This is a genomic window from Acidovorax sp. Q11 (assembly GCF_054950075.1).
This window is the reverse complement of record NZ_JBUDZG010000003.1, coordinates 41670-60736: the sequence shown is the minus strand read 5'-3', so window position 1 is coordinate 60736 and position 19067 is coordinate 41670. Positions and strand designations below refer to the sequence as shown.

17 protein-coding genes are annotated in these 19067 nt (G+C 65.2%); 11 read left to right on the top strand and 6 right to left on the bottom strand.

Annotated features, from left to right (window positions below; all coding sequences use genetic code 11):
- Window position 1 precedes the first annotated feature (1 nt).
- From ACYZGB_RS04005 to ACYZGB_RS03990, 4 genes are read left to right on the top strand one after another with little or no spacing between them, the layout of a single operon-like run.
- Window positions 2-1111: a cell division protein FtsZ gene (locus ACYZGB_RS04005; RefSeq protein WP_462386920.1), complete on the top strand. Its 1110-nt coding sequence runs from the start codon at window positions 2-4 to the stop codon at window positions 1109-1111.
- A gap of 58 nt (window positions 1112-1169) precedes the next feature.
- Entirely contained in the window at window positions 1170-1667 is a 498-nt protein-coding gene (locus ACYZGB_RS04000) for a hypothetical protein (RefSeq protein WP_462386918.1), read from the top strand.
- A gap of 36 nt (window positions 1668-1703) precedes the next feature.
- Complete coding sequence (gene ligA, locus ACYZGB_RS03995; RefSeq protein WP_462386916.1) at window positions 1704-3791, top strand: NAD-dependent DNA ligase LigA; 2088 nt, start codon at window positions 1704-1706, stop codon at window positions 3789-3791.
- Between the two features lie 37 nt (window positions 3792-3828).
- Window positions 3829-6114, top strand: coding sequence for a penicillin-binding protein 1A (locus tag ACYZGB_RS03990; RefSeq protein ID WP_462386914.1), 2286 nt, complete (start codon window positions 3829-3831; stop codon window positions 6112-6114).
- A 74-nt stretch (window positions 6115-6188) separates the two neighbouring features.
- Here the strand turns inward: ACYZGB_RS03990 and ACYZGB_RS03985 are convergent, their stop codons facing one another.
- Both ACYZGB_RS03985 and ACYZGB_RS03980 read right to left on the bottom strand, forming a co-directional pair.
- Window positions 6189-6740, bottom strand: coding sequence for an NUDIX hydrolase (locus ACYZGB_RS03985; RefSeq protein WP_094291158.1), 552 nt, complete (start codon window positions 6738-6740; stop codon window positions 6189-6191).
- 123 nt (window positions 6741-6863) lie between these two features.
- Window positions 6864-7559, bottom strand: coding sequence for a fumarylacetoacetate hydrolase family protein (locus tag ACYZGB_RS03980; RefSeq protein WP_462386912.1), 696 nt, complete (start codon window positions 7557-7559; stop codon window positions 6864-6866).
- A 168-nt stretch (window positions 7560-7727) separates the two neighbouring features.
- On the opposite strand from ACYZGB_RS03980, the gene ACYZGB_RS03975 reads away from it, so the two are divergent.
- The 3 genes from ACYZGB_RS03975 (at window position 7728) to ACYZGB_RS03965 (ending at window position 9806) form a co-directional block, all read left to right on the top strand.
- Window positions 7728-8183, top strand: coding sequence for a MarR family winged helix-turn-helix transcriptional regulator (locus tag ACYZGB_RS03975; protein ID WP_063460880.1), 456 nt, complete (start codon window positions 7728-7730; stop codon window positions 8181-8183).
- A gap of 85 nt (window positions 8184-8268) precedes the next feature.
- Window positions 8269-8937, top strand: coding sequence for a maleylacetoacetate isomerase (gene maiA / locus ACYZGB_RS03970; protein ID WP_462386909.1), 669 nt, complete (start codon window positions 8269-8271; stop codon window positions 8935-8937).
- Window positions 8937-9806 carry a purine nucleoside phosphorylase YfiH/LACC1 family protein gene (locus ACYZGB_RS03965; protein ID WP_462386907.1) on the top strand — a complete coding sequence of 290 codons (870 nt, stop codon included), beginning with the start codon at window positions 8937-8939 and terminating at the stop codon, window positions 9804-9806. Before maiA ends, ACYZGB_RS03965 begins: the two co-directional genes overlap by 1 nt.
- Here the strand turns inward: ACYZGB_RS03965 and ACYZGB_RS03960 are convergent.
- Entirely contained in the window at window positions 9726-10040 is a 315-nt protein-coding gene (locus tag ACYZGB_RS03960) for a hypothetical protein (RefSeq protein WP_462386905.1), read from the bottom strand. The genes ACYZGB_RS03965 and ACYZGB_RS03960 overlap by 81 nt on opposite strands.
- Window positions 10041-10165: 125 nt before the next feature.
- On the opposite strand from ACYZGB_RS03960, the gene ACYZGB_RS03955 reads away from it, so the two are divergent.
- From ACYZGB_RS03955 to ACYZGB_RS03940, 4 genes are all read left to right on the top strand, one after another.
- A complete protein-coding gene (locus tag ACYZGB_RS03955) occupies window positions 10166-11866 on the top strand; it encodes a PHA/PHB synthase family protein (protein ID WP_462386903.1) in 1701 nt (566 codons plus the stop codon).
- Between the two features lie 80 nt (window positions 11867-11946).
- On the top strand, window positions 11947-13125 hold the full coding sequence (locus tag ACYZGB_RS03950; protein WP_462386901.1) for an acetyl-CoA C-acetyltransferase: 1179 nt from the start codon (window positions 11947-11949) through the stop codon (window positions 13123-13125).
- Between the two features lie 326 nt (window positions 13126-13451).
- Window positions 13452-14189 carry an acetoacetyl-CoA reductase gene (phbB, locus tag ACYZGB_RS03945; RefSeq protein WP_462386899.1) on the top strand — a complete coding sequence of 246 codons (738 nt, stop codon included), beginning with the start codon at window positions 13452-13454 and terminating at the stop codon, window positions 14187-14189.
- 116 nt (window positions 14190-14305) lie between these two features.
- Window positions 14306-14623: a hypothetical protein gene (locus ACYZGB_RS03940; protein WP_462386897.1), complete on the top strand. Its 318-nt coding sequence runs from the start codon at window positions 14306-14308 to the stop codon at window positions 14621-14623.
- Between the two features lie 59 nt (window positions 14624-14682).
- Here the strand turns inward: ACYZGB_RS03940 and ACYZGB_RS03935 are convergent, their stop codons facing one another.
- The 3 genes from ACYZGB_RS03935 to dapE all read right to left on the bottom strand — a co-directional run bounded on the left by ACYZGB_RS03935 (window position 14683) and on the right by dapE (window position 18968).
- Window positions 14683-16728 (bottom strand): ABC-F family ATP-binding cassette domain-containing protein, encoded by a 2046-nt coding sequence (locus ACYZGB_RS03935; protein ID WP_462386896.1) that lies wholly within the window; start codon window positions 16726-16728, stop codon window positions 14683-14685.
- 111 nt (window positions 16729-16839) lie between these two features.
- A complete protein-coding gene (prmB, locus tag ACYZGB_RS03930; protein ID WP_462386895.1) occupies window positions 16840-17778 on the bottom strand; it encodes a 50S ribosomal protein L3 N(5)-glutamine methyltransferase in 939 nt (312 codons plus the stop codon).
- Window positions 17775-18968, bottom strand: coding sequence for a succinyl-diaminopimelate desuccinylase (gene dapE, locus ACYZGB_RS03925; RefSeq protein WP_462386894.1), 1194 nt, complete (start codon window positions 18966-18968; stop codon window positions 17775-17777). Before dapE ends, prmB begins: the two co-directional genes overlap by 4 nt.
- Window positions 18969-19067: the final 99 nt, after the last annotated feature.

Here is a 19067-nt window from a genome sequence, read left to right as displayed (position 1 = left end):
CATGAGCACATTGCAACTGAGTCTCGCCATCATCGGTGGCCTGGTGCTGGCCCTGATCGTGGCCTACAACACCTGGACCTCGCGCCGCAACGCGCCCAAGCGCGCCTTGCCGCAGGACAGTGAACACGCGGCAGAACCTGCGCTGCGCCAGGAGCCCGGTTTTGATGCCGCTGCAGCGGTGCCCAGCGGCGAGTTTCATGGTCTGGACCGGGGCCCAGACCCCTCCACCCACGCTGTGGACGAGGGCGATGCGCTGCAACTGCCCGTACCTCCGTTCTCCTCGGAGCGCCGCCCCGGGCTGGACCCGCTTATCGATGTGATCGCCTCGCTGCAGCCTGAGCACGTCGTGTCCGGCGACGCAGCCCTGGCCGCGCTGCCACCCACCCGCCGTGCAGGCAGCAAGCCCTTTGCCATCGAAGGCCTGAACGAAGCCACCCAGCAGTGGGAAACCCCGGCCCCCGGCCAGCGCTACCAGTCGTTCCAGGCGGGCGTGCAGCTCGCCAACCGCATGGGCGCGCTCAACGAGATCGAGTTCTCCGAGTTCGTGGTCAAGGCCCAGGCCTTTGCCGACACCATCAACGCCGCCCCCGACTTCCCCGACATGCTGCAGGAAGTGGCCCGCGCCCGCGAGCTGGACCAGTTCGCCAGCGACCACGACGCCCAGCTCATGTTCATGCTGCGCGCCCGCCAGGCCGCCTGGAGCCCTGGCTACGTGCAACAGAACGCTGCCCGCCTGGGCTTTGTGCCCGGCGCCATGCCTGGCCGCCTGGTGCTGCCCGCCAGCACCCAGGGCCTGCCGCCCTTGCTCACCCTGGGCTACGACACCCAGGCTGCCCTGGCCGAAGACCCGGACCAGTCCGCGATTCGCGACATCACGCTGAGCCTGGATGTTGCCCAGGTCCACCGCACCGAACAGCCCTTTGCCCGCCTGCGCGACGTGGCCGCCGCCCTGTGCCAGGCTATGGACGGCGTGCTGTGCGACCAGAACGGCACGCCGCTGCCCGCCATGGCCATGGACCCGATCGCTGCGGACCTGGAGCTGCTGTATGACCAGCTCGATGGACGGGATCTGTCGGCGGGGTCGGTGCTCGCGCGGCGGTTGTTCAGTTGAGCACACCCCATAGCAAGGTGGAGGCCGTTTGAACTGGCGTGCATTTTTTCTCCCGCCCTTGGTGGAGCGTGACCAGGGGCTGTATCGCCCAGGGCTGCAGACGCTGGAGCTGTTCAAGTCCTCGGTGCTGGCGGCCGCCGGTGTGGGTGTTGTGGCTTTTGGGCAGATGTACGCAATGGGCGCGGTTTACCTGGGGCTGGCGGGTTTCTTGGGCTGGCGCCAATGGGCAGAGCGGCGCAAGTTCGGTCCCGCAGGCCACCCGCTGGTACGCATTCATGACGGCACCGCGCTCTTCTCCTTGTCGTCACGGTGGGTGCCTCGGCAGCAAGAGATTGTGTTGCGCGAGGTCAAGGCGCTGACCTTGCACGGCGATTTCATCAGGCGCAAGTTCGTGTTCGAGCGGCGCCATGGCGATGCCATCCGCTTCACGACGACGTATGGGAGACACGATGAGCGGGTTGTAGAGTTTGTGCGCAAGCACATGCCTGCACGTGTGCGCCTTGAGATCAAAGATGCGCCCGCTGTGGGTGGTCAGATCCCCGGTGACGAACTTTGAAGCCGTTGGGCAGATCCCAGAAAGACCGCAGCGGCCATGTCCGAGAATTTTGACCTTTTTTCTACCCCAGCGCCCGTTGAGCAAGCGCAGACAGCTATCAAAATGAAAGCACTGCGTGACCAGCTCAACCACTGGGCACACCAGTACTACGTGCTGGACGAGCCCACCGTGCCCGACGCCGAATACGACCGCGTGTTCCGCGAGTTGCAGGCGCTGGAGGCCGCGCACCCTGACCTGGTCACCCCCGACTCGCCCACGCAGCGCGTGATTGGCGCGGTGATGGAAGGCCTGGCGCCCGTGCGCCACACGGTGCCCATGCTCAGCATCCACACCGAGACCGACACCGAAGCGACGGGTGCCCAGGCGTTTGATGCGCGCGTGCGGCGCGAGCTGGGCCTGGCTGACGCTGACCCCGCCATCGAATACGTGGCCGAGCCCAAGTTCGACGGCCTGGCCATGAGCCTGCGCTATGAAAACGGCCGTCTGGTGCAAGCCGCTACGCGCGGTGATGGTGAGGTGGGCGAGGACGTGACGCACAACATCCGCACGATCCGGCAGATACCCCTCACGCTGCCTGGCGGTGTACCGCCGCTGCTCGAAGTACGTGGCGAGGTCTACATGCGCCGCGCCGACTTCGATGCGCTGAACGAGCGCCAGCGGGAGCAGGGCGGCAAGACCTTTGTGAACCCGCGCAACGCGGCCGCAGGGGCGGTGCGCCAGCTGGACTCCAACATCACCGCCCAGCGCCCCTTGAGCTTTTTTGCCTACGGCCTGGGCGCCATCACGCCGCCCGGCGATGGCGGGCCGGTGTTCCGCACGCACTACGAGATGCTTCAGACGCTGAAGTCCTGGGGGTTTCCGGTCGCAACGCAGGTAAAAATTGCGGTGGGCGCTACTGAATTGGTAGCATTTCACCAGCAGGTGGGTGCTAGCCGCGATGCGCTGCCGTACGACATTGACGGCGTCGTCTACAAGGTCAACTCCCTGCAGCTGCAGCGCGACCTGGGCTTCAAGACCCGCGAGCCGCGCTGGGCCGTGGCGCACAAGTACCCCGCGCAGGAGATGGCCACCAAGATTGAAGGCATCGATGTGCAGGTGGGGCGCACGGGCAAGATCACGCCGGTGGCGCGCCTGGCACCGGTGTTTGTGGGCGGTGTCACCGTCACCAATGCCACGCTGCACAACCTGTTCGAGATCCGCAAGAAGGGCGTGCGCGCGGGCGACACCGTCATCGTGCGCCGTGCGGGCGATGTGATTCCTGAGGTGGTGGGCGTCATCCCCGGACAGCGGACGGGGTATGTGAAGAATTTCCGCATGCCCACGGCCTGCCCTGTGTGCGGCAGCGATGTGGTGCGCGAAAAAGGCGAAGCCAACCACCGCTGCACGGGCGGTCTGTTCTGCGCCGCGCAGCGCAAGGAAGCCATCCTGCACTTTGCCGCGCGCCGCGCCATGGACATCGAGGGCCTGGGCGACAAGCTGGTGGACCAGCTGGTGGATGCCAACGTGATCCGCACGTTGCCCGACCTGTACCGGCTGGGCCTGACCTCGCTCATCGCGCTGGAGCGCATGGCCGAGAAATCGGCCCAGAACGTGCTGGCTGCACTCGAAAAATCCAAGCAGACCACCTTGCCACGTTTTCTGTTCGGCCTGGGGCTGCGCCATGTGGGCGAGGCCACGGCCAAGGACCTGGCGCGGCACTTTGGCACGCTGGACGCCATCATGGATGCCAGCGTGGAGCAGTTGCTGGAGGTGAACGATGTGGGCCCCGTGGTGGCGCAGAGCCTGCACACCTTCTTTCAGCAGCCGCACAACCGCGAGGTGGTCGAGCAACTGCGCGCCTGCGGCGTGACCTGGCCCGAAGGCCCGGTGGCCGAGCGTGCCCCGCAGATCCTGGCGGGCAAGACCGTGGTGCTGACAGGCACCTTGCCCACGCTCAGCCGCGATGCGGCCAAGGACATGCTGGAGGCCGCTGGCGCCAAGGTGGCTGGTTCGGTCAGCAAGAAGACCAGCTACGTGGTCGCGGGCGAAGAGGCCGGTAGCAAGCTGGCCAAGGCCGAAGAGCTGGGCGTGCCGGTGCTGGACGAAGCGGGCATGCTGGCCTTGTTGTCGGGTGCGGGCACCTGACGCGCTCTTTTTGCGCTCTTTTTTCTCTGGGTTTTTGATGCGCACCTTGCTGCTTTCTCTCCAGGCCCGCGCTGCGGGCCTGTTCTGCTGGCTGGCCGGCCTGTTTGCCTGGATGCCCCGCCCGCTGCGCCGCGCGCTGCTGTGGGGCGTGTTGGCACTGCCTGCCGCCGTGCTGGCCTACACGCTGGTGCTGATCCCGTTCACCCCCTCCATCAGTGATATCCGCAAAGCCAAAAGCGAGCTGCCCGCGCAGCTCATGTCGGTAGACGGCAAGCTGCTGGCCGAATACCGCTGGGCCAACCGCGAATGGGTGGAACTGAACGAGATTTCGCCCAATGTGGTGAATGCCCTCATCGCCACCGAAGACCACCGCTTTTACGACCACTTCGGGCTGGACTGGAAGCGCACGGCATCGTCGGTGGTGCACACGCTGCGCGGCGATCCGCAGGGCGGCTCCACCCTCACGCAGCAGCTGGCGCGCAACCTGTTTCCAGACGAGATCGGCCGCTCGCGCGTGTTCCCGCAGGCGCTCACGCGCAAGCTCAAGGAGGCGATCACGGCCCTGAAGATCGAGGCGTCCTACACCAAGGACGAGATCCTGGAGACTTACCTCAACACCGTGCCGTTTCTGTACAACGCCTACGGCATCGAGATGGCCGCACGCACGTATTTCGACAAGTCGGCCGACAAGCTCAATGTGCTTGAAAGCGCCACGCTGATTGGCATGCTCAAGGGCACGGCCTACTACAACCCCGTGCTCAACCCCGAGCGCGCGCAGGCGCGGCGCAACACGGTGCTGTCGCAAATGGTCAAGCGCGGCAAGCTGGAAGCGAAACAGCTTGAGGCCCTGCAAAAACGCCCGCTGCGCGTCAACTTCGAGCGCCAGACCGAGGTGATGGGCCCGGCACCGCACTTCGCAATGCAGTTGCGCAAGCAGCTCATCGAGTGGGCCGACAGCCATGGCTACAACCTGTATGCCGATGGCCTGGTGATCCGCACCACCATCGACTCGCGCCTGCAGGCCATCGCCAACCAGGCCGTGGCGCGCCAGGGGCGCCAGCTGCAGGGCGTGGCCGATACCGCCTGGTCGCAGCGCAATGGCTGGGGCCCGAAGAGCGAGCTGGTGCAGACGCTGGTGCGCGAAAGCGCCGAGTACCGCAACGCCGTGGACAAGGGCCAGGCCCCCGAAGAGGCATTGCAGGCGCTGCTGGATGACACCGCCTTCCTGCAAAAACTGCGCGCCGAGAAGACACGCGTGCAGGCCGGTTTTCTGGCGCAAGACCCTGTCACCGGCCATGTGCTGGCCTGGGTGGGCAGCCGCGACTTTGCGCAAGACCCGTTCGACCATGTGCAGGCGGCGCGGCGCCAGCCGGGTTCTACCTTCAAGCCCTTTGTGTACGGCGCTGCCTTTGCGCAGGGCGCGTCGCCCGACGACACGCTCATGGACTCAGCGGTGGAGATCCCCCTGGGTGGCGGCCGCGTGTGGCGGCCCACCGACGGCGGCCCGGCCAGCGACGAACCCATGACGCTGGCCGATGGCCTGGCACGCTCCAAGAACACCATCACGGCCCAGGTCATGCACCAGGTGGGCCCTGCCCGTGTGGCCGAGGTGGCGCGGGCCCTGGGCGTGCGCCAGTCCAAGCTCGAAGAGGTACCCTCGCTCGCGCTGGGCACCAGCCCGGTCACACTCAAGGAGATGGTGTCGGCCTACAGCTCCATCGCCAACCTGGGGCGCTATGTGGAGCCGGTGCTCATCACCCGCATCGAAGACCGCCACGGCAAGGTGCTGGAGACGTTTGCCCCCTCCGCCCCCGAGGCGGTGTTCGATGCCCGCGCAGCGCAAACCCTGCGCAACACCATGCGGGGCGCCATCGACCATGGCACAGCCACCGCCATCCGCAGCCGCTACGGCATCCAGGCCGATGTAGCGGGCAAGACGGGCACCACCCAGGACAACACCGACGGCTGGTTCATCCTGATGAACCCGCGCGTGGTGGTGGGCGCCTGGGCAGGCTTCAACGACGGCCGCATCACCCTGCGCAGCGACCACTGGGGGCAGGGCGCCCGCAGCGCGCTGCCCATGGTGGGCGAGTTCATGCAGCAGGCCATCCGCAGCAAGGTGATCGATGGCAATGCAAGGTTTGTGGATGAGTTCGACACCCGCACGGCGCCGCCGCCCGACAGTTCGCTGGACACCATGCGCGACTGGCTGCGGGGGCTGTTCCGCAGCGATCCCAACCAGCCGTCCATGCCTGGGGGGTCGCCAGGTGTTCCGGGCAATGTGGCCCCGCCTGTGCCTGCGGAGGAGCGGGTGGGCGGCTGAAGACTGCGTGTAACGTTGGCAGGTAGCGGCGGACGCCAGCGCCAACGGATTCAGAAAGCCTGCGGCGCGCGCTGCTACTCGATATCGATCACGTGGAGGCCAAAGGCCCCGGCCTTGCGGTCTGCGAAGTAAGCCTCCAGCGTTTCCTTGACGGTGCGAAAGGCAATCTCGTCCCACGGCACTTCGTCTTCTGCAAACAGCCGCGCCTCGATGGTTTCGTACCCGGGGTTGAACTGGTCGCTGAGCAGTGTGGCGCGGTAGAACAGATGCACCTGGCCCACGCGGCGCACGTTGAGTAGGCTGAACAGCGGGCCGATCTCGATCTGTGCGCCCGCTTCTTCGTCCGTCTCGCGTGCGGCGCCCTGGGCCGTGGTTTCGTCCAGCTCCATGAAGCCCGCAGGCAACGTCCACTTGCCCCAGCGTGGCTCGATGTTGCGCTTGCACAGCAGGATGCGCCCATCGGGCAGCGCGGGCACGGTGCCCACCACGTTCAGCGGGTTTTCGTAGTGCACTGTGTTGCAGGCGGGGCACACCGCACGCTGTTTGGTGTCGCCGTCGTCCGGCAGCCGGTAGACCACGGCGGTGCCGCAGGCGCGGCAGTGTTTGATGGGGCTACGGAAAGTCATGCGGGGATTTTGATCCAAAAATGGCCTCTGCGCCCGCTGGGTAAGCGCTGATAGCTATCAAAAAATGAGTGTTTGGAGCCTGGAGGCGCCCCCGGCGGGAGCGCAGGTTGCTTCCAGACGGGTCTACACCACGCTCAGCCGCAGCGTGCCCAGGCCTTCGACACCACCCTCCAGCACATCGCCGCGCACCACGGCGCCCACGCCTTCGGGGGTACCGGTGTAGATCAGGTCGCCGGGCTGCAGCTCCCACGCGGCCGAAAGGTGTTCGATGGTTTCGGCAATGTTCCAGATCAGCTGCGCCACACTGCTGCGCTGCTTGTCCGCTCCGTTGACCTGCAGCCAGATGGCCGCCTTGGCCACGTCGCCCGCTTGGGCAGCCGGGGTGATGGGGCCAATGGGCGCGCTGGCATCAAAGCCCTTGCCGATGCACCAGGGGCGGCCCTGTTTTTTCATGTCGTTCTGCAGGTCGCGGCGTGTCATGTCCAGGCCCACGGCATAGCCGTAGATGTGCGCGAACGCATCGGCGGCCTTGATGTTCTTGCCACCCTTGCCAATGGCCACCACCAGTTCGATCTCGTGGTGCAGGTTGGCGGTGAGGCTGGGGTAGGGCAACTGGCCGGTTTCACCGGTGTTGACCACCACGATGGCATCGGCGGGCTTCATGAAGAAGAAGGGTGGTTCGCGGCCGGTGAAACCCATCTCCTTCGCGTGTTCTTCGTAGTTGCGGCCCACGCAGTAGATGCGGTGCACGGGAAAGCGGTCGCCGCTGCCCACCACGGGCACGCTGGCCACGGGGGCGGGGGTAAACACGTAGCTCATGTCTGTCGGTCTTTCATGGGGTGGGGCCTGCGCCAACCTGCGGTGCAGCAGGTCGCTGTCACCGGTTTGTGCGCGAGCCATGGGTGTTGGCCGGGTGGGGTGGTGCGCACCCCGTGGCAGTGTGCCATGGCTGGGGGCCGCCTGCTGTGGGGCGCTACACTCGCGCCCATGGCAAAGAGCTTCGATTTCCACAACACGCCGGGCCACCTTGTGCGCCGCGCCCACCAGCGGACCGTGGCGCTTTTCATGGAAGAAACCGCCGGGTTTGACGTGACGCCGGTGCAGTTCGCCATCTTGCACGAGCTGCTGGCTCAGCCGGGCGAAGACCAGGTCACCCTGGCTGCGCGGGTGGCGTTTGATGCGGCGACCTCGGGCTCGGTCATCGGGCGGCTGGAAAAGCGCGGCTGGATCCGCCGCGAGCCCGACACTCGCGACCGCCGCCGCAAGCTCTTGTGGATCACCCCCGAGGGCGAGGTGGCCGCCCTGCAGATGCGCGATGCCGCCCAGCGTGTGCAGGAGCGCCTGATGGCACCGCTCAACGCGCAGGAGCGCGTGGATCTGATGTCCATCCTGTCCAAGGTCGTCTACAACCACCAGGACCCGGCGGGCACCTCAGGCGCCTGACCTCTGCTCTCGGCCGCCGGGGCGCCGCCGCAGCAGCATTCCCCGGCACCTCCACCGGTTCATCGATTCATCGACGGGTTTCCACATGCAGCTCTACAACTACTTCCGCTCCTCTGCCTCGTTCCGTGTGCGCATCGCACTTCAGATCAAGGGCCTGGCCTACGACTATCTGCCCGTGCACCTCGTCAAGGGCGAGCACAAGGCGCCGGAGTACGCCAGCCGCATTGGCGATGCGCTGGTGCCCACGCTGGTAACGGACGGGGGCACGGCGCTGTCGCAGTCGATGGCCATCATCGAATACCTGGACGAAACCCACCCCGCGCCCGCCCTGCTGCCCGCCACACCAATGGCCCGCGCCCATGTGCGGGCACTGGCGCAGATGGTGGCCTGCGAGATCCATCCGCTCAACAACCTGCGTGTGCTCAAGTACCTGGCGCGGGACCTGAAGGTGGACGAAGACGCCAAGAACGCCTGGTACCACCACTGGGTGCGCAGCGGGCTGGAGGCCTTCGAGCGGCAGCTCGCGCTGCTGGCGCAGGAGCGTGCCGCCCAGGGCCTGGCCCCGTCGGTGCTGTGCTGGGGCGACGTGCCCACCCTGGCCGATTGCTGCCTGGTCCCGCAAATCTTCAATGGCAAGCGCTTTAATGTGAATCTGGACGGCTTGCCGCTGACGATGGGGGCGTTTGAGGCCTGCATGGCGCTGCCAGCGTTTCAGCAGGCGCAGCCCTCGGCCTGCCCGGACTTCGAGGCCTGATGGCCGCCCCAGTGCCTGCGGGCGCCGACTGGCTGGTTCCCGACTGGCCCGCGCCGCCCGGCGTGTGGGCGCTGTGCACCACGCGCACGGGGGGCAGCAGTCTGCCGCCCTACGACAGCCTGAACCTGGGCACCCATGTGGGCGACGACCCGGCTGCGGTGCGAGCCAACCGGGAGACATTGCAAGTCGCGCTGCAGACGCAAACTCCAATGGCCCGGGTTGTGTTCCTGAACCAGGTGCACGGTGACGGCGTGGTCCATCTGGATGCCGCCACGCCCGATGGCACCGAGGCCGATGCCTGCGTGGCCACGGCCCCGGGTGCCGTCTGCACCATCATGGTGGCCGACTGCCTGCCGGTGCTGCTGGCCCACCGCAGTGGCAAGGTGGTGGCTGCCGCCCATGCAGGCTGGCGCGGGTTGGCGGGAGAGGGCGGGCAAGGGGTACTGGAGTCCACTTTTGAGCGTTTTAAGGCCCTTGCGCGCGCCCCTATTGCCTCGGTAGCTATTGAAAGTGAAGCAAACACTGCTGCGCCTGCGGTGGCTGCGGACACACTGGCCTGGTTGGGCCCTTGCATCGGCCCCCAGGCGTTTGAAGTGGGGCCCGAGGTGCGCGAGGCGTTCTGCGACGCAGATGCTGCCGCGCAAGACTGCTTTGTGGCCCGTGCGGACGCCCCAGGCAAATACCTGTGCGATCTGGCAGGCTTGGCCCGCTTGCGGCTGCGGGCCCTGGGCATCACCCAGATCTATGGCAATGACAGCACGGTGCCCTGGTGCACTGTGACCAACGCCTCACGGTTCTTTTCGCACCGCCGCGACGATGCCGTGCTCGGCGCCAGCGGGCGGTTCGCCGCCTGCATCTGGCGTGGCTGATGCGGTTGCTGCTGCCTGCTCCGCATCGTAGGCGGCCTGCTCGGCGGCTTCGCGCGCCTTGATGGCCCGCTTGCGCGACGGTGTGCCCAGGATGTAGACCAGAATGCCCATGGGCAGAACGCCATACAGCACAAAGGTGATGATGGCGCCGAGCAGCGTGCCCGTGGGGCTGGTGGCTTCGGCCACGGCCATCATGAGGGTGACGTAGGTCCAGGCGATGACGATGAGGTACATTGAATTGTGTTCACTGCAAGTGCCGGATCCGTTGCCATGCGCCAATGGGTCGGCAACAATGAACCCGAGGGGGAGATCGCCAAGGTCTTCTGCCGCTGCGAGCGATCAACCATTGAGGAAAGAGCATGAATTCTGAATCACCCTGGGCTGAGAGCGCCCAGCAGTTCCAACAGATTTTCGGGCAAAGTTGGTCGCAGGCGCTGCAATCGTTTCAGAAGATGGACCTGGGCGCGCAAATGCCTGCGGCCCCGGCGCTGCAGCTTTCGCAACCCAAGCTGCAGGCCTTGCAGCAGCAATACCTGAAAGAAGCCCAGGAGCTGTGGGCCCAGGGCCTGCAGGGGGCGCCCGAAGTCAAGGACAAACGCTTTGCTGGCGAGGGCTGGGCCAGCAACCCGGTGGCCGCGTTCTCGGCCGCCGCATACCTGCTCAATGCCCGCACCCTCATGGGCCTGGCCGACGCAGTGGAGGCCGACGAAAAGACCAAGGCCCGCATCCGCTTTGGTGTGGAGCAGTGGATGGCCGCCATGGCACCCAGCAACTTCCTGGCCTTCAACGCCGAGGCCCAGAAGAAAGCCATCGAGACCAAGGGCGAGAGCATTGCCAAGGGCATGCAGAACCTGCTGCATGACATCACGCAAGGCCATGTGTCGATGACCGACGAAAGCCTGTTCGAGGTGGGGCGCAACGTGGCCACTACCGAAGGCGCGGTGGTGTTTGAGAACGAGTTGTTCCAGTTGCTCGAATACAAGCCGCTCACCGCCAAGGTGTACGAGCGGCCCTTCCTGCTCGTGCCGCCGTGCATCAACAAGTTCTACATCCTCGACCTGCAGCCCGAGAACTCTCTGATCCGCTACGCCGTGGAGCAAGGCCACCGGACCTTTGTGGTCAGCTGGCGCAACCCTGACGACAGCCTCGCCCACAAGACCTGGGACGATTATGTGGAAGACGGCGCCATGGCCGCCATCGACGTGGTGCAAAACATCACGGGGGCCGAGCAGATTAATGCTCTGGGTTTCTGCGTGGGGGGCACCATCCTCAGCAATGCGTTGGCCGTGCTGGCAGCGCGCGGCGATGAGCCCGTGGCCAGCGCCACCTTCCTCACCACACTGATTGATTTCTCCGACACCGGCATTCTCGATGTGTTCATCGACGAGGCGTTCGTGAAGTTCCGCGAGATGCAGATGGGCAACGGCGGCCTGATGAAGGGGCAGGACCTGGCCTCGACCTTCAGCTTCCTGCGTCCCAACGACCTGGTGTGGAACTACGTGGTGGGCAACTACCTCAAGGGCGAAACCCCGCCTCCGTTTGACCTGCTTTACTGGAACAGCGACAGCACCAACCTGCCGGGCCCGTTCTACGCCTGGTACCTGCGCAACTTCTACCTCGAAAACAGCCTCATCAAGCCTGGCAAGCTCACGGTGTGCGGCGAGAAGATGGACCTGGGCCAGGTGGACCTGCCCGTGTACATCTACGGCTCGCGCGAAGACCACATCGTGCCCGCCACGGCAGCCTATGCCTCCACCCAGGTGCTGCCCGGCAAGAAGCGTTTTGTGATGGGCGCCTCGGGGCACATTGCGGGCGTGATCAACCCCCCCGCCAAGGGCAAGCGCAGCCACTGGATACGTGCCGATGGCAAGTTCCCCGCCACCCTGGACCAATGGCTCCCAGGTGCCACTGAACACCCTGGCAGCTGGTGGACCGACTGGTCGGACTGGCTCAAGGGCCATGCGGGCAAGCAGATCGCAGCGCCCAAGGGCTATGGCAAGGGCACCAAGTTCAAGGCCTTGGAGCCCGCTCCGGGTCGCTACGTTAAGCAGAAATCCTGATACGCAAAAGTCCTGACCCGCCCTGGCTTTCTGCACCCCGAAAATTACCCAGCAACAACCTCCAACCACAAGGACATTCCATGGAAGACATCGTCATCGTTTCGGCCGCCCGCACCGCTGTGGGCAAGTTTGGTGGCGCGCTGGCCAAGACGCCCGCGAGCGAACTGGGCGCCATCGTGATCCGCGAAGCCATTGCCCGCGCGGGCCTGTCGTCCGACCAGATCGGCGAAGTCATCATGGGCCAGGTGCTGACGGCCGGCGTGGGGCAGAACCCCGCACGCCAGGCCTCGATGAAGGCCGGTGTGGCCAAGGAAACCCCGGCCCTCACCATCAACGCCGTGTGCGGCTCGGGCCTGAAGGCCGTGATGCTTGCTGCCCAGGCCGTGGCCTGGGGCGACAGCGACATCGTGGTGGCTGGCGGCCAGGAGAACATGAGCCTAGCGCCCCACGTGCTCAACGGCTCGCGTGACGGCCAGCGCATGGGCGACTGGAAGATGGTCGATTCCATGATCGTCGATGGCCTGTGGGATGTGTACAACCAGTACCACATGGGTATCACGGCCGAGAACGTGGCCAAGGCCTATGGCATCACCCGCGACATGCAGGATGCCCTGGCCCTGGGCAGCCAGCAAAAGGCAGCCGCCGCGCAGGATGCGGGCAAGTTTGCCGATGAAATCGTGGGTGTGAGCCTGGCGCAGAAGAAGGGCGACCCCATCCTCTTCAACGCCGACGAGTACCTCAACCGCAAGACCAACGCCGAAGCGCTGGCAGGCCTTCGCCCCGCGTTTGACAAGGCGGGCAGCGTGACGGCGGGCAACGCCTCGGGCCTGAACGACGGCGCCGCCGCAGTGGTGGTGATGAGCGCCAAGAAGGCCGCGGCCCTGGGCCTCACGCCCCTGGCCCGCATCGCTGCATTTGGCACCAGCGGCCTGGACCCCGCCACCATGGGCATGGGCCCCGTGCCCGCGTCGCGCAAGGCCCTGCAGCGTGCAGGCTGGAACGCGGCCGATGTGGACCTGTTCGAGCTGAATGAAGCCTTTGCAGCGCAAGCCTGTGCCGTGAACAAGGAACTCGCCATCGACCCTGCCAAGGTCAATGTGAACGGTGGCGCCATTGCCATCGGCCATCCCATCGGCGCATCCGGCTGCCGCATCCTGGTGACGCTGCTGCACGAGATGCAGCGCCGCGATGCCAAGAAGGGCCTGGCCGCGCTGTGCATCGGCGGTGGCATGGGTGTGTCCTTGGCGCTGGAGCGCTGATGGGTTGACGGTCGCCGCCGCCGCGCCGCTGGGCGTCTCGCCATTCGGTGTGGACGCTCTGGGCATGGCCGGAGTGACAAGCCGCGTTGTTGCAACGCGGCTTTTTTGTTTCTGATCGTTGCTGTGCCCCCTTGATGTGCATCAGGCGGGCACGAGCATGCGCCGTGCACCAAAAATGTGACTGGGACTAGGGCCCGCGTTGTGTCAGATGTGTGACGCATGCCGATATGCCAAAAAGGAAAGGGCTTCAGTGTTTTCCTTCACGGCAAGGCCTGTTTTCTTCGGTAGAGTGGGTGCTGGGCAAATCACTAACAAGGAGAAATCACATGAGCCAGAAAGTCGCGTATGTCACCGGTGGCATGGGTGGTATCGGAACCGCCATCTGCCAACGACTGCACAAGGAGGGCTTCAAGGTCATCGCCGGCTGTGGCCCTACCCGTGATCACGCCAAGTGGCTGGCAGAGCAGAAAGCCCAGGGCTTCACCTTCTACGCGTCGGTGGGCAATGTGGGCGATTGGGACTCCACGGTGGAGGCCTTCGGCAAGACCAAGGCCGAGCATGGCACCATCGACGTGCTGGTGAACAACGCCGGCATCACCCGCGACCGCATGTTCCTGAAGATGTCGCGCGAAGACTGGGATGCGGTGATCGAAACCAACCTCAACAGCATGTTCAACGTCACCAAGCAGGTGGTGGCAGACATGGTGGAAAAGGGCTGGGGCCGCATCGTCAACATCAGCTCGGTGAACGGCGAGAAGGGCCAGGCGGGCCAGACCAATTACTCTGCCGCCAAGGCGGGCATGCATGGCTTCTCGATGGCCCTGGCGCAGGAGCTGGCCACCAAGGGCGTGACGGTCAACACCGTGAGCCCGGGCTACATCGGCACCGACATGGTCAAGGCGATCCGCCCCGACGTGCTGGAAAAGATCGTCGCCACCGTGCCGGTCAAGCGCCTGGGCGAACCCAGCGAGATCGCGTCGATCATTGCATGGCTGGCTTCGGAAGAAGGCGGCTATGCCACGGGCGCCGACTTCTCGGTCAACGGCGGCCTGCACATGGGCTGATCTCTGGGGCCTGTGGGCCCTCGGGAAAGTAAAAAACCCCGCATTGCGGGGTTTTTTATTGGGAGGAGCAGAGGGGAAGGGGCTGCCTGCAGACCTTTCTTCGGTGGACTCAAGCAATGGGCCATGAAGTCAATGCGTCCATCATGCTGTGGCATGGTTTTTGCTTTGATGACATGGCGGTCATTGTGTGGGCTGCGAATGGGGAAACGGGCTGCCGCGCCTTCGTTCAGAAGCGGGTCGGGGCGCGCTTGCGATCGCGTTCGTCTTCGGGCCAAGCGGACAAGATTGCGGTGGTGTTCATGCTGGAAAACTCCTGTGATGTACCAACAACGCGGCCCATTCACAGTCCGTTGACAGCGTTTCGCAAAAAAATGCAACCGCAAGTGCCCGAATGTTTACAATCAATTTGCTTCAAATTTTATAGCAATAAATGATTTGCCGTAGTACGGATAAAGCCAAAAAAGCGGTTGATTGTTTACAGGAATTTACATCCTCAGGTGGCGGTGGCCGCCGAAATTTCCTCCAGCGCTGAAGAAATTTCCAGCCAGCGCTCTTCCAGCTGAGCCGTTTCGTCGTTCCCCACTTTCAGGCGTCGGCCGCATTCGGCAATCTCGGCGGGGGGCAGGGGTTCGGTCAGTTTCTGCTCCAGGCTGGCCCGTTCGGCAGACAGTGCCGCAAGGCGCTTGTCGATCTGCTCCAGCTCCTTTTTGAGCGGGCGCGTTTTTTCGGCCAGCTGCTGGCGTGTCTGGGCGTCGATCTTGCGCTGTTCGCGGCCGTCCCGGGTTGCGGGGGATACAGGGGCCGCAGGCGTTGAGGCTGGGGCGGCGACAGGGGCTGATGGAGCAGCGGCGGGTGAGGGTGTGGCGGCTGTGGTGTTCGCCCCCGCCACCTGTGCCTGATCGGCCAGCCGTGCTTCTTCGCGCAGGCGCTTGGACTCTTCGAGCAGGTAACGCTGGTAGTCGTCCAGGTCGCCATCGAACGGCCCCACCACACCCCGGCCCACCATCCAGAAGTCCTCGCAGACCGAGCGCAGCAACGCACGGTCGTGGCTGACCAGCATGACGGTGCCGTCGAAGTCGTTGAGCGCCATGGCCAGGGCCTCGCGGGTGGCCAGGTCCAGGTGGTTGGTGGGTTCGTCTAGCAGCAGCAGGTTGGGGCGCTGCCAGACGATCATGGCCAGCACCAGGCGGGCTTTTTCGCCGCCGCTCATGGTGCCCACGGCCTGCTTGACCATGTCGCCCGTGAAGTTGAAGCTGCCCAGGTAACTGCGCAGGTCCTGCTCGCGGCTGGGCTGCCTGGCCTCTGCCCCCAGCTCCTTGGCCAGGCGGATCATGTGCTCCAGCGGGTTCTCACTGGGGCGCAGCACGTCCAGTTCCTGCTGGGCAAAGTAGCCGATGTTCAGCCCCTTGCCTTCGGTGATGCTGCCGCCCAGGGCCTTCATGGTGCGGGCGATGGTCTTGACAAGCGTGGACTTGCCCTGACCGTTGGCGCCCAGGATGCCGATGCGCTGCCCCGCCAGCACCGAGCGGTTCACGCCCTTGAGGATAGTGGTGGGCACGCCTTCGTCGTCCACATAGCCAAACGATGCATCACTGATGGCCAGCATCGGGTTGGGCAGGTTGGCCGGTTCCTTGAACTCGAACGTGAAGTCGGCCTCGGCCAGCACCGGCCCGATTTTCTCCATGCGTTCGAGCTGCTTGACCCGGCTTTGCGCCTGCTTGGCCTTGCTGGCCTTGGCCTTGAAGCGGTCGATGAACTTTTGCAGGTGGGCCATCTTCTCCTGCTGCTTGGCAAAACTGGCCTGTTGCAGTTCCAGTTGCTGGGCGCGCAGTTCTTCGAACTTGCTGTAGTTGCCGCCGTAGCGGTTCAGTTCGCCTTGCTGGATCTGCAGGGTGACGTTGGTGATGGCGTCGAGGAACTCGCGGTCGTGGCTGATCACGATCATGGTGCCCGCGTAGCGCTTGAGCCATGCTTCGAGCCAGACCAGGGCGTCCAAATCCAAGTGGTTGGTGGGCTCGTCCAGCAGCAGCAGATCGCTGGGGCACATCAGCGCGCGCGCCAGCTGCAGGCGCATGCGCCAGCCGCCCGAAAAGCTGTCCACCGGCTGATCCAGCTCGCTTACGCGGAAGCCCAGCCCCAGAATCAGCGCCTGGGCACGCGCCACGGCGTCGTGCGCGCCTGCGTCGTGCAGGTCCGAATAGGCATGGGCAATGGCCATGCCGTCGTCGCTGGCCTCGGCTTCGGCCAGCTGCTGCTGGACTTCAGTCAGGCGAGTGTCTCCCTCCAGCACGAAGTCGGTGGCCGACTGATCCGTTTCGGGCATGTTCTGCGCAACCTCGGCCATGCGCCAGCTCGTGGGGATGTAGAAGTCGCCCCCGTCCTCGTGCAGCTTGCCGCTGAGCAGGGCAAACAGACTGGACTTGCCCGCGCCATTGCGGCCCACCAGGCCGACGTTCTCGCCGGGATTGATGGTGGTGGACACGCTGCCGAGCACGACCTTGGTGCCGCGTCGCAGGGTAACGTTCTTGAGGGTGATCATCCGGAACTCAGAAAAAGACGCACCCGCACAAGGCGGGTGGCATGAAAAATCAGGGGGCCAGCGCGAGTGCAAATCGGTGAACCGATGCACAAGGCGGCGGCGCGCAACCCTCTATTGTGCCGTGAGGCGGGCTTGGGCGGCCAGGGCCTGTCGAGTGACCAGCAAAACCTGGTCTTCTCCCGCACTGGTATCGAGCCAGAAAACGGGCAGTTGGGGGAACGCCGCTTCGAAGTACGCGCGCTCGTTGCCGATCTCCAGAATGATCACGGCGTCTTCTGTCATGCAGGCAGGTGCGGCGGCAAACAGCTGGCGCACGAAGTCCATGCCGTCGGTGCCACCGGCCAGGGCCAGTTCCGGCTCGGCGCGGTATTCGCTGGGCAGGGCGGCCATGCTGGCGGCGTTGACATAGGGCGGGTTGCACAGGATCAGGTCCCAGGGGCCGGGCAGGGCGGTCAGGCCATCGGAGAGCTGCAGCTGGATGCGGTCCTGCAGGCCATGTTTTTCCACGTTGATGCGGGCCACGGCCAGGGCGTCGGGCGAGATGTCGGCGCCGGTCACTTGCACTTCGGGCCAGGCCATGGCGGCCAGCACGGCCAGGCTGCCGTTGCCGGTGCACAGGTCCAGCACCTGGCGGGTGTTTTCGCTCAGGAATCCGTCCACGCTGCCGTCGGCCAGCAGCTCGGCGATGAAGCTGCGCGGCACGATGGCGCGTTCGTCCACGTAGAAGGGCACGCCTTGCAGCCAGGCCTCGCGCGTGAGGTAGGCGGCAGGTTTGCGGGTGCTGATTCGTTCTTCAAAAAGTGTAGCAACCAAGGCAATCTGGTCGGTCGGGACGGGCTGATTTTTTATCGAATCTAGCGCGTCTGAGAGATCGCTGTCCAGCGGCAGGCCCAGGCGCCACAGCACCAGCCAGGCGGCTTCGTCATGGGCGTTGGTGGTGCCGTGGCCGAAGGACACTCCGGCCGCGCGCAGGCACTCGGCTCCGGACTCGACCAGGGCGCCTACGGTGTCGCCCGTGACGGCGGGGCGTGGAGTTTCGGGCGTGCTCATGCGGCCACCGCGATCGCTGCCAAGGCCTGTGCGTGCAGGTTTTCCAGTGTGCGGCGGTAGATGTTCTTGAGTGGCTCGATGTCGGCCACGACCACATGCTCGTCGATCTTGTGGATGCTGGCGTTGGGTGGGCCGAGTTCGATGACCTGCGGGCAGATCTGCGCAATGAAGCGGCCGTCGCTGGTACCGCCGGTGGTGGAAAGTTCGGTGGTGATGCCCGTCTCGGCGGTGATGGCCTGCTGCACGGCGGTGACCAGCTCGCCCGGGGTGGTCAGGAAGGGCTGGCCGCCCAGCGTCCAGCGCAGGTCGTATTCCAGGCCGTGGCGGTCCAGCACGGCGTGTACGCGCTGCTGCAGGGCTTCGGCGGTGGATTCGGTGGAGAAGCGGAAGTTGAAGTCGATCACGACCTCGCCCGGGATCACGTTGGTGGCGCCGGTGCCGCCGTGCATGTTGCTGATCTGCCAGCTCGTGGGCGGGAAGAAGGCGTTGCCGTGGTCCCACACGGTGGCTGCCAGCTCGGTCAGGGCGGGCAGGGCCTGGTGGATGGGGTTGCGCGCCAGTTGCGGGTAGGCGATGTGGCCCTGGATGCCACGCACGCTGAGCTTGCCGCTCAGGGTGCCGCGCCGTCCGTTCTTGATCATGTCACCGGTCTTTTCGACCGAGGTGGGCTCGCCCACGATGCAGTAGTGCAGCGGCTCGCCGCGTGCCTTGAGCTGTTCGACCACCACCTTGGTGCCGTCCACCGAGGGGCCTTCTTCATCGCTGGTGAGCAAAAAGGCGAGCTGGACCAGGGGTTCGGGCGTGGCGGCCAGGAACTCCTCCACGGCCACCACAAAGGCAGCGATCGAGGTCTTCATGTCGCTGGCGCCACGGCCGTAGAGCTTGCCGTCCTTGTGCGTGGGTACGAAGGGGTCGCTGCCCCACTGCGCCAGCGGGCCGGTGGGCACCACATCGGTGTGGCCTGCAAATACTACGGTTTTGATAGCTGTTTGGGCAAGCTGGTCGCGCGGTAGAGGCCTTTTTGCCCACAAATTGCTGACCCGGAAGTCAGCCGGGCCGCTGTCCAGGCGCTCGCACTCAAACCCGAGCGGGGCCAGCCGCGCGGCCAGCAGGTCGAGGCAGCCCGCATCCTCCGGGGTGATGGAGGGCAGGGCAATGAGCTGTTCGGCGAGGTGCAGGGTACGGGGCATTGGGGATTCGGTGGGATGGGGCCGTGCAGTCAGCGGTGATTAGAGAGCGATGCGTCAGCATCAGTGCGGCCTAGGTGAGAGACGCCTAGCAAGGGCCGC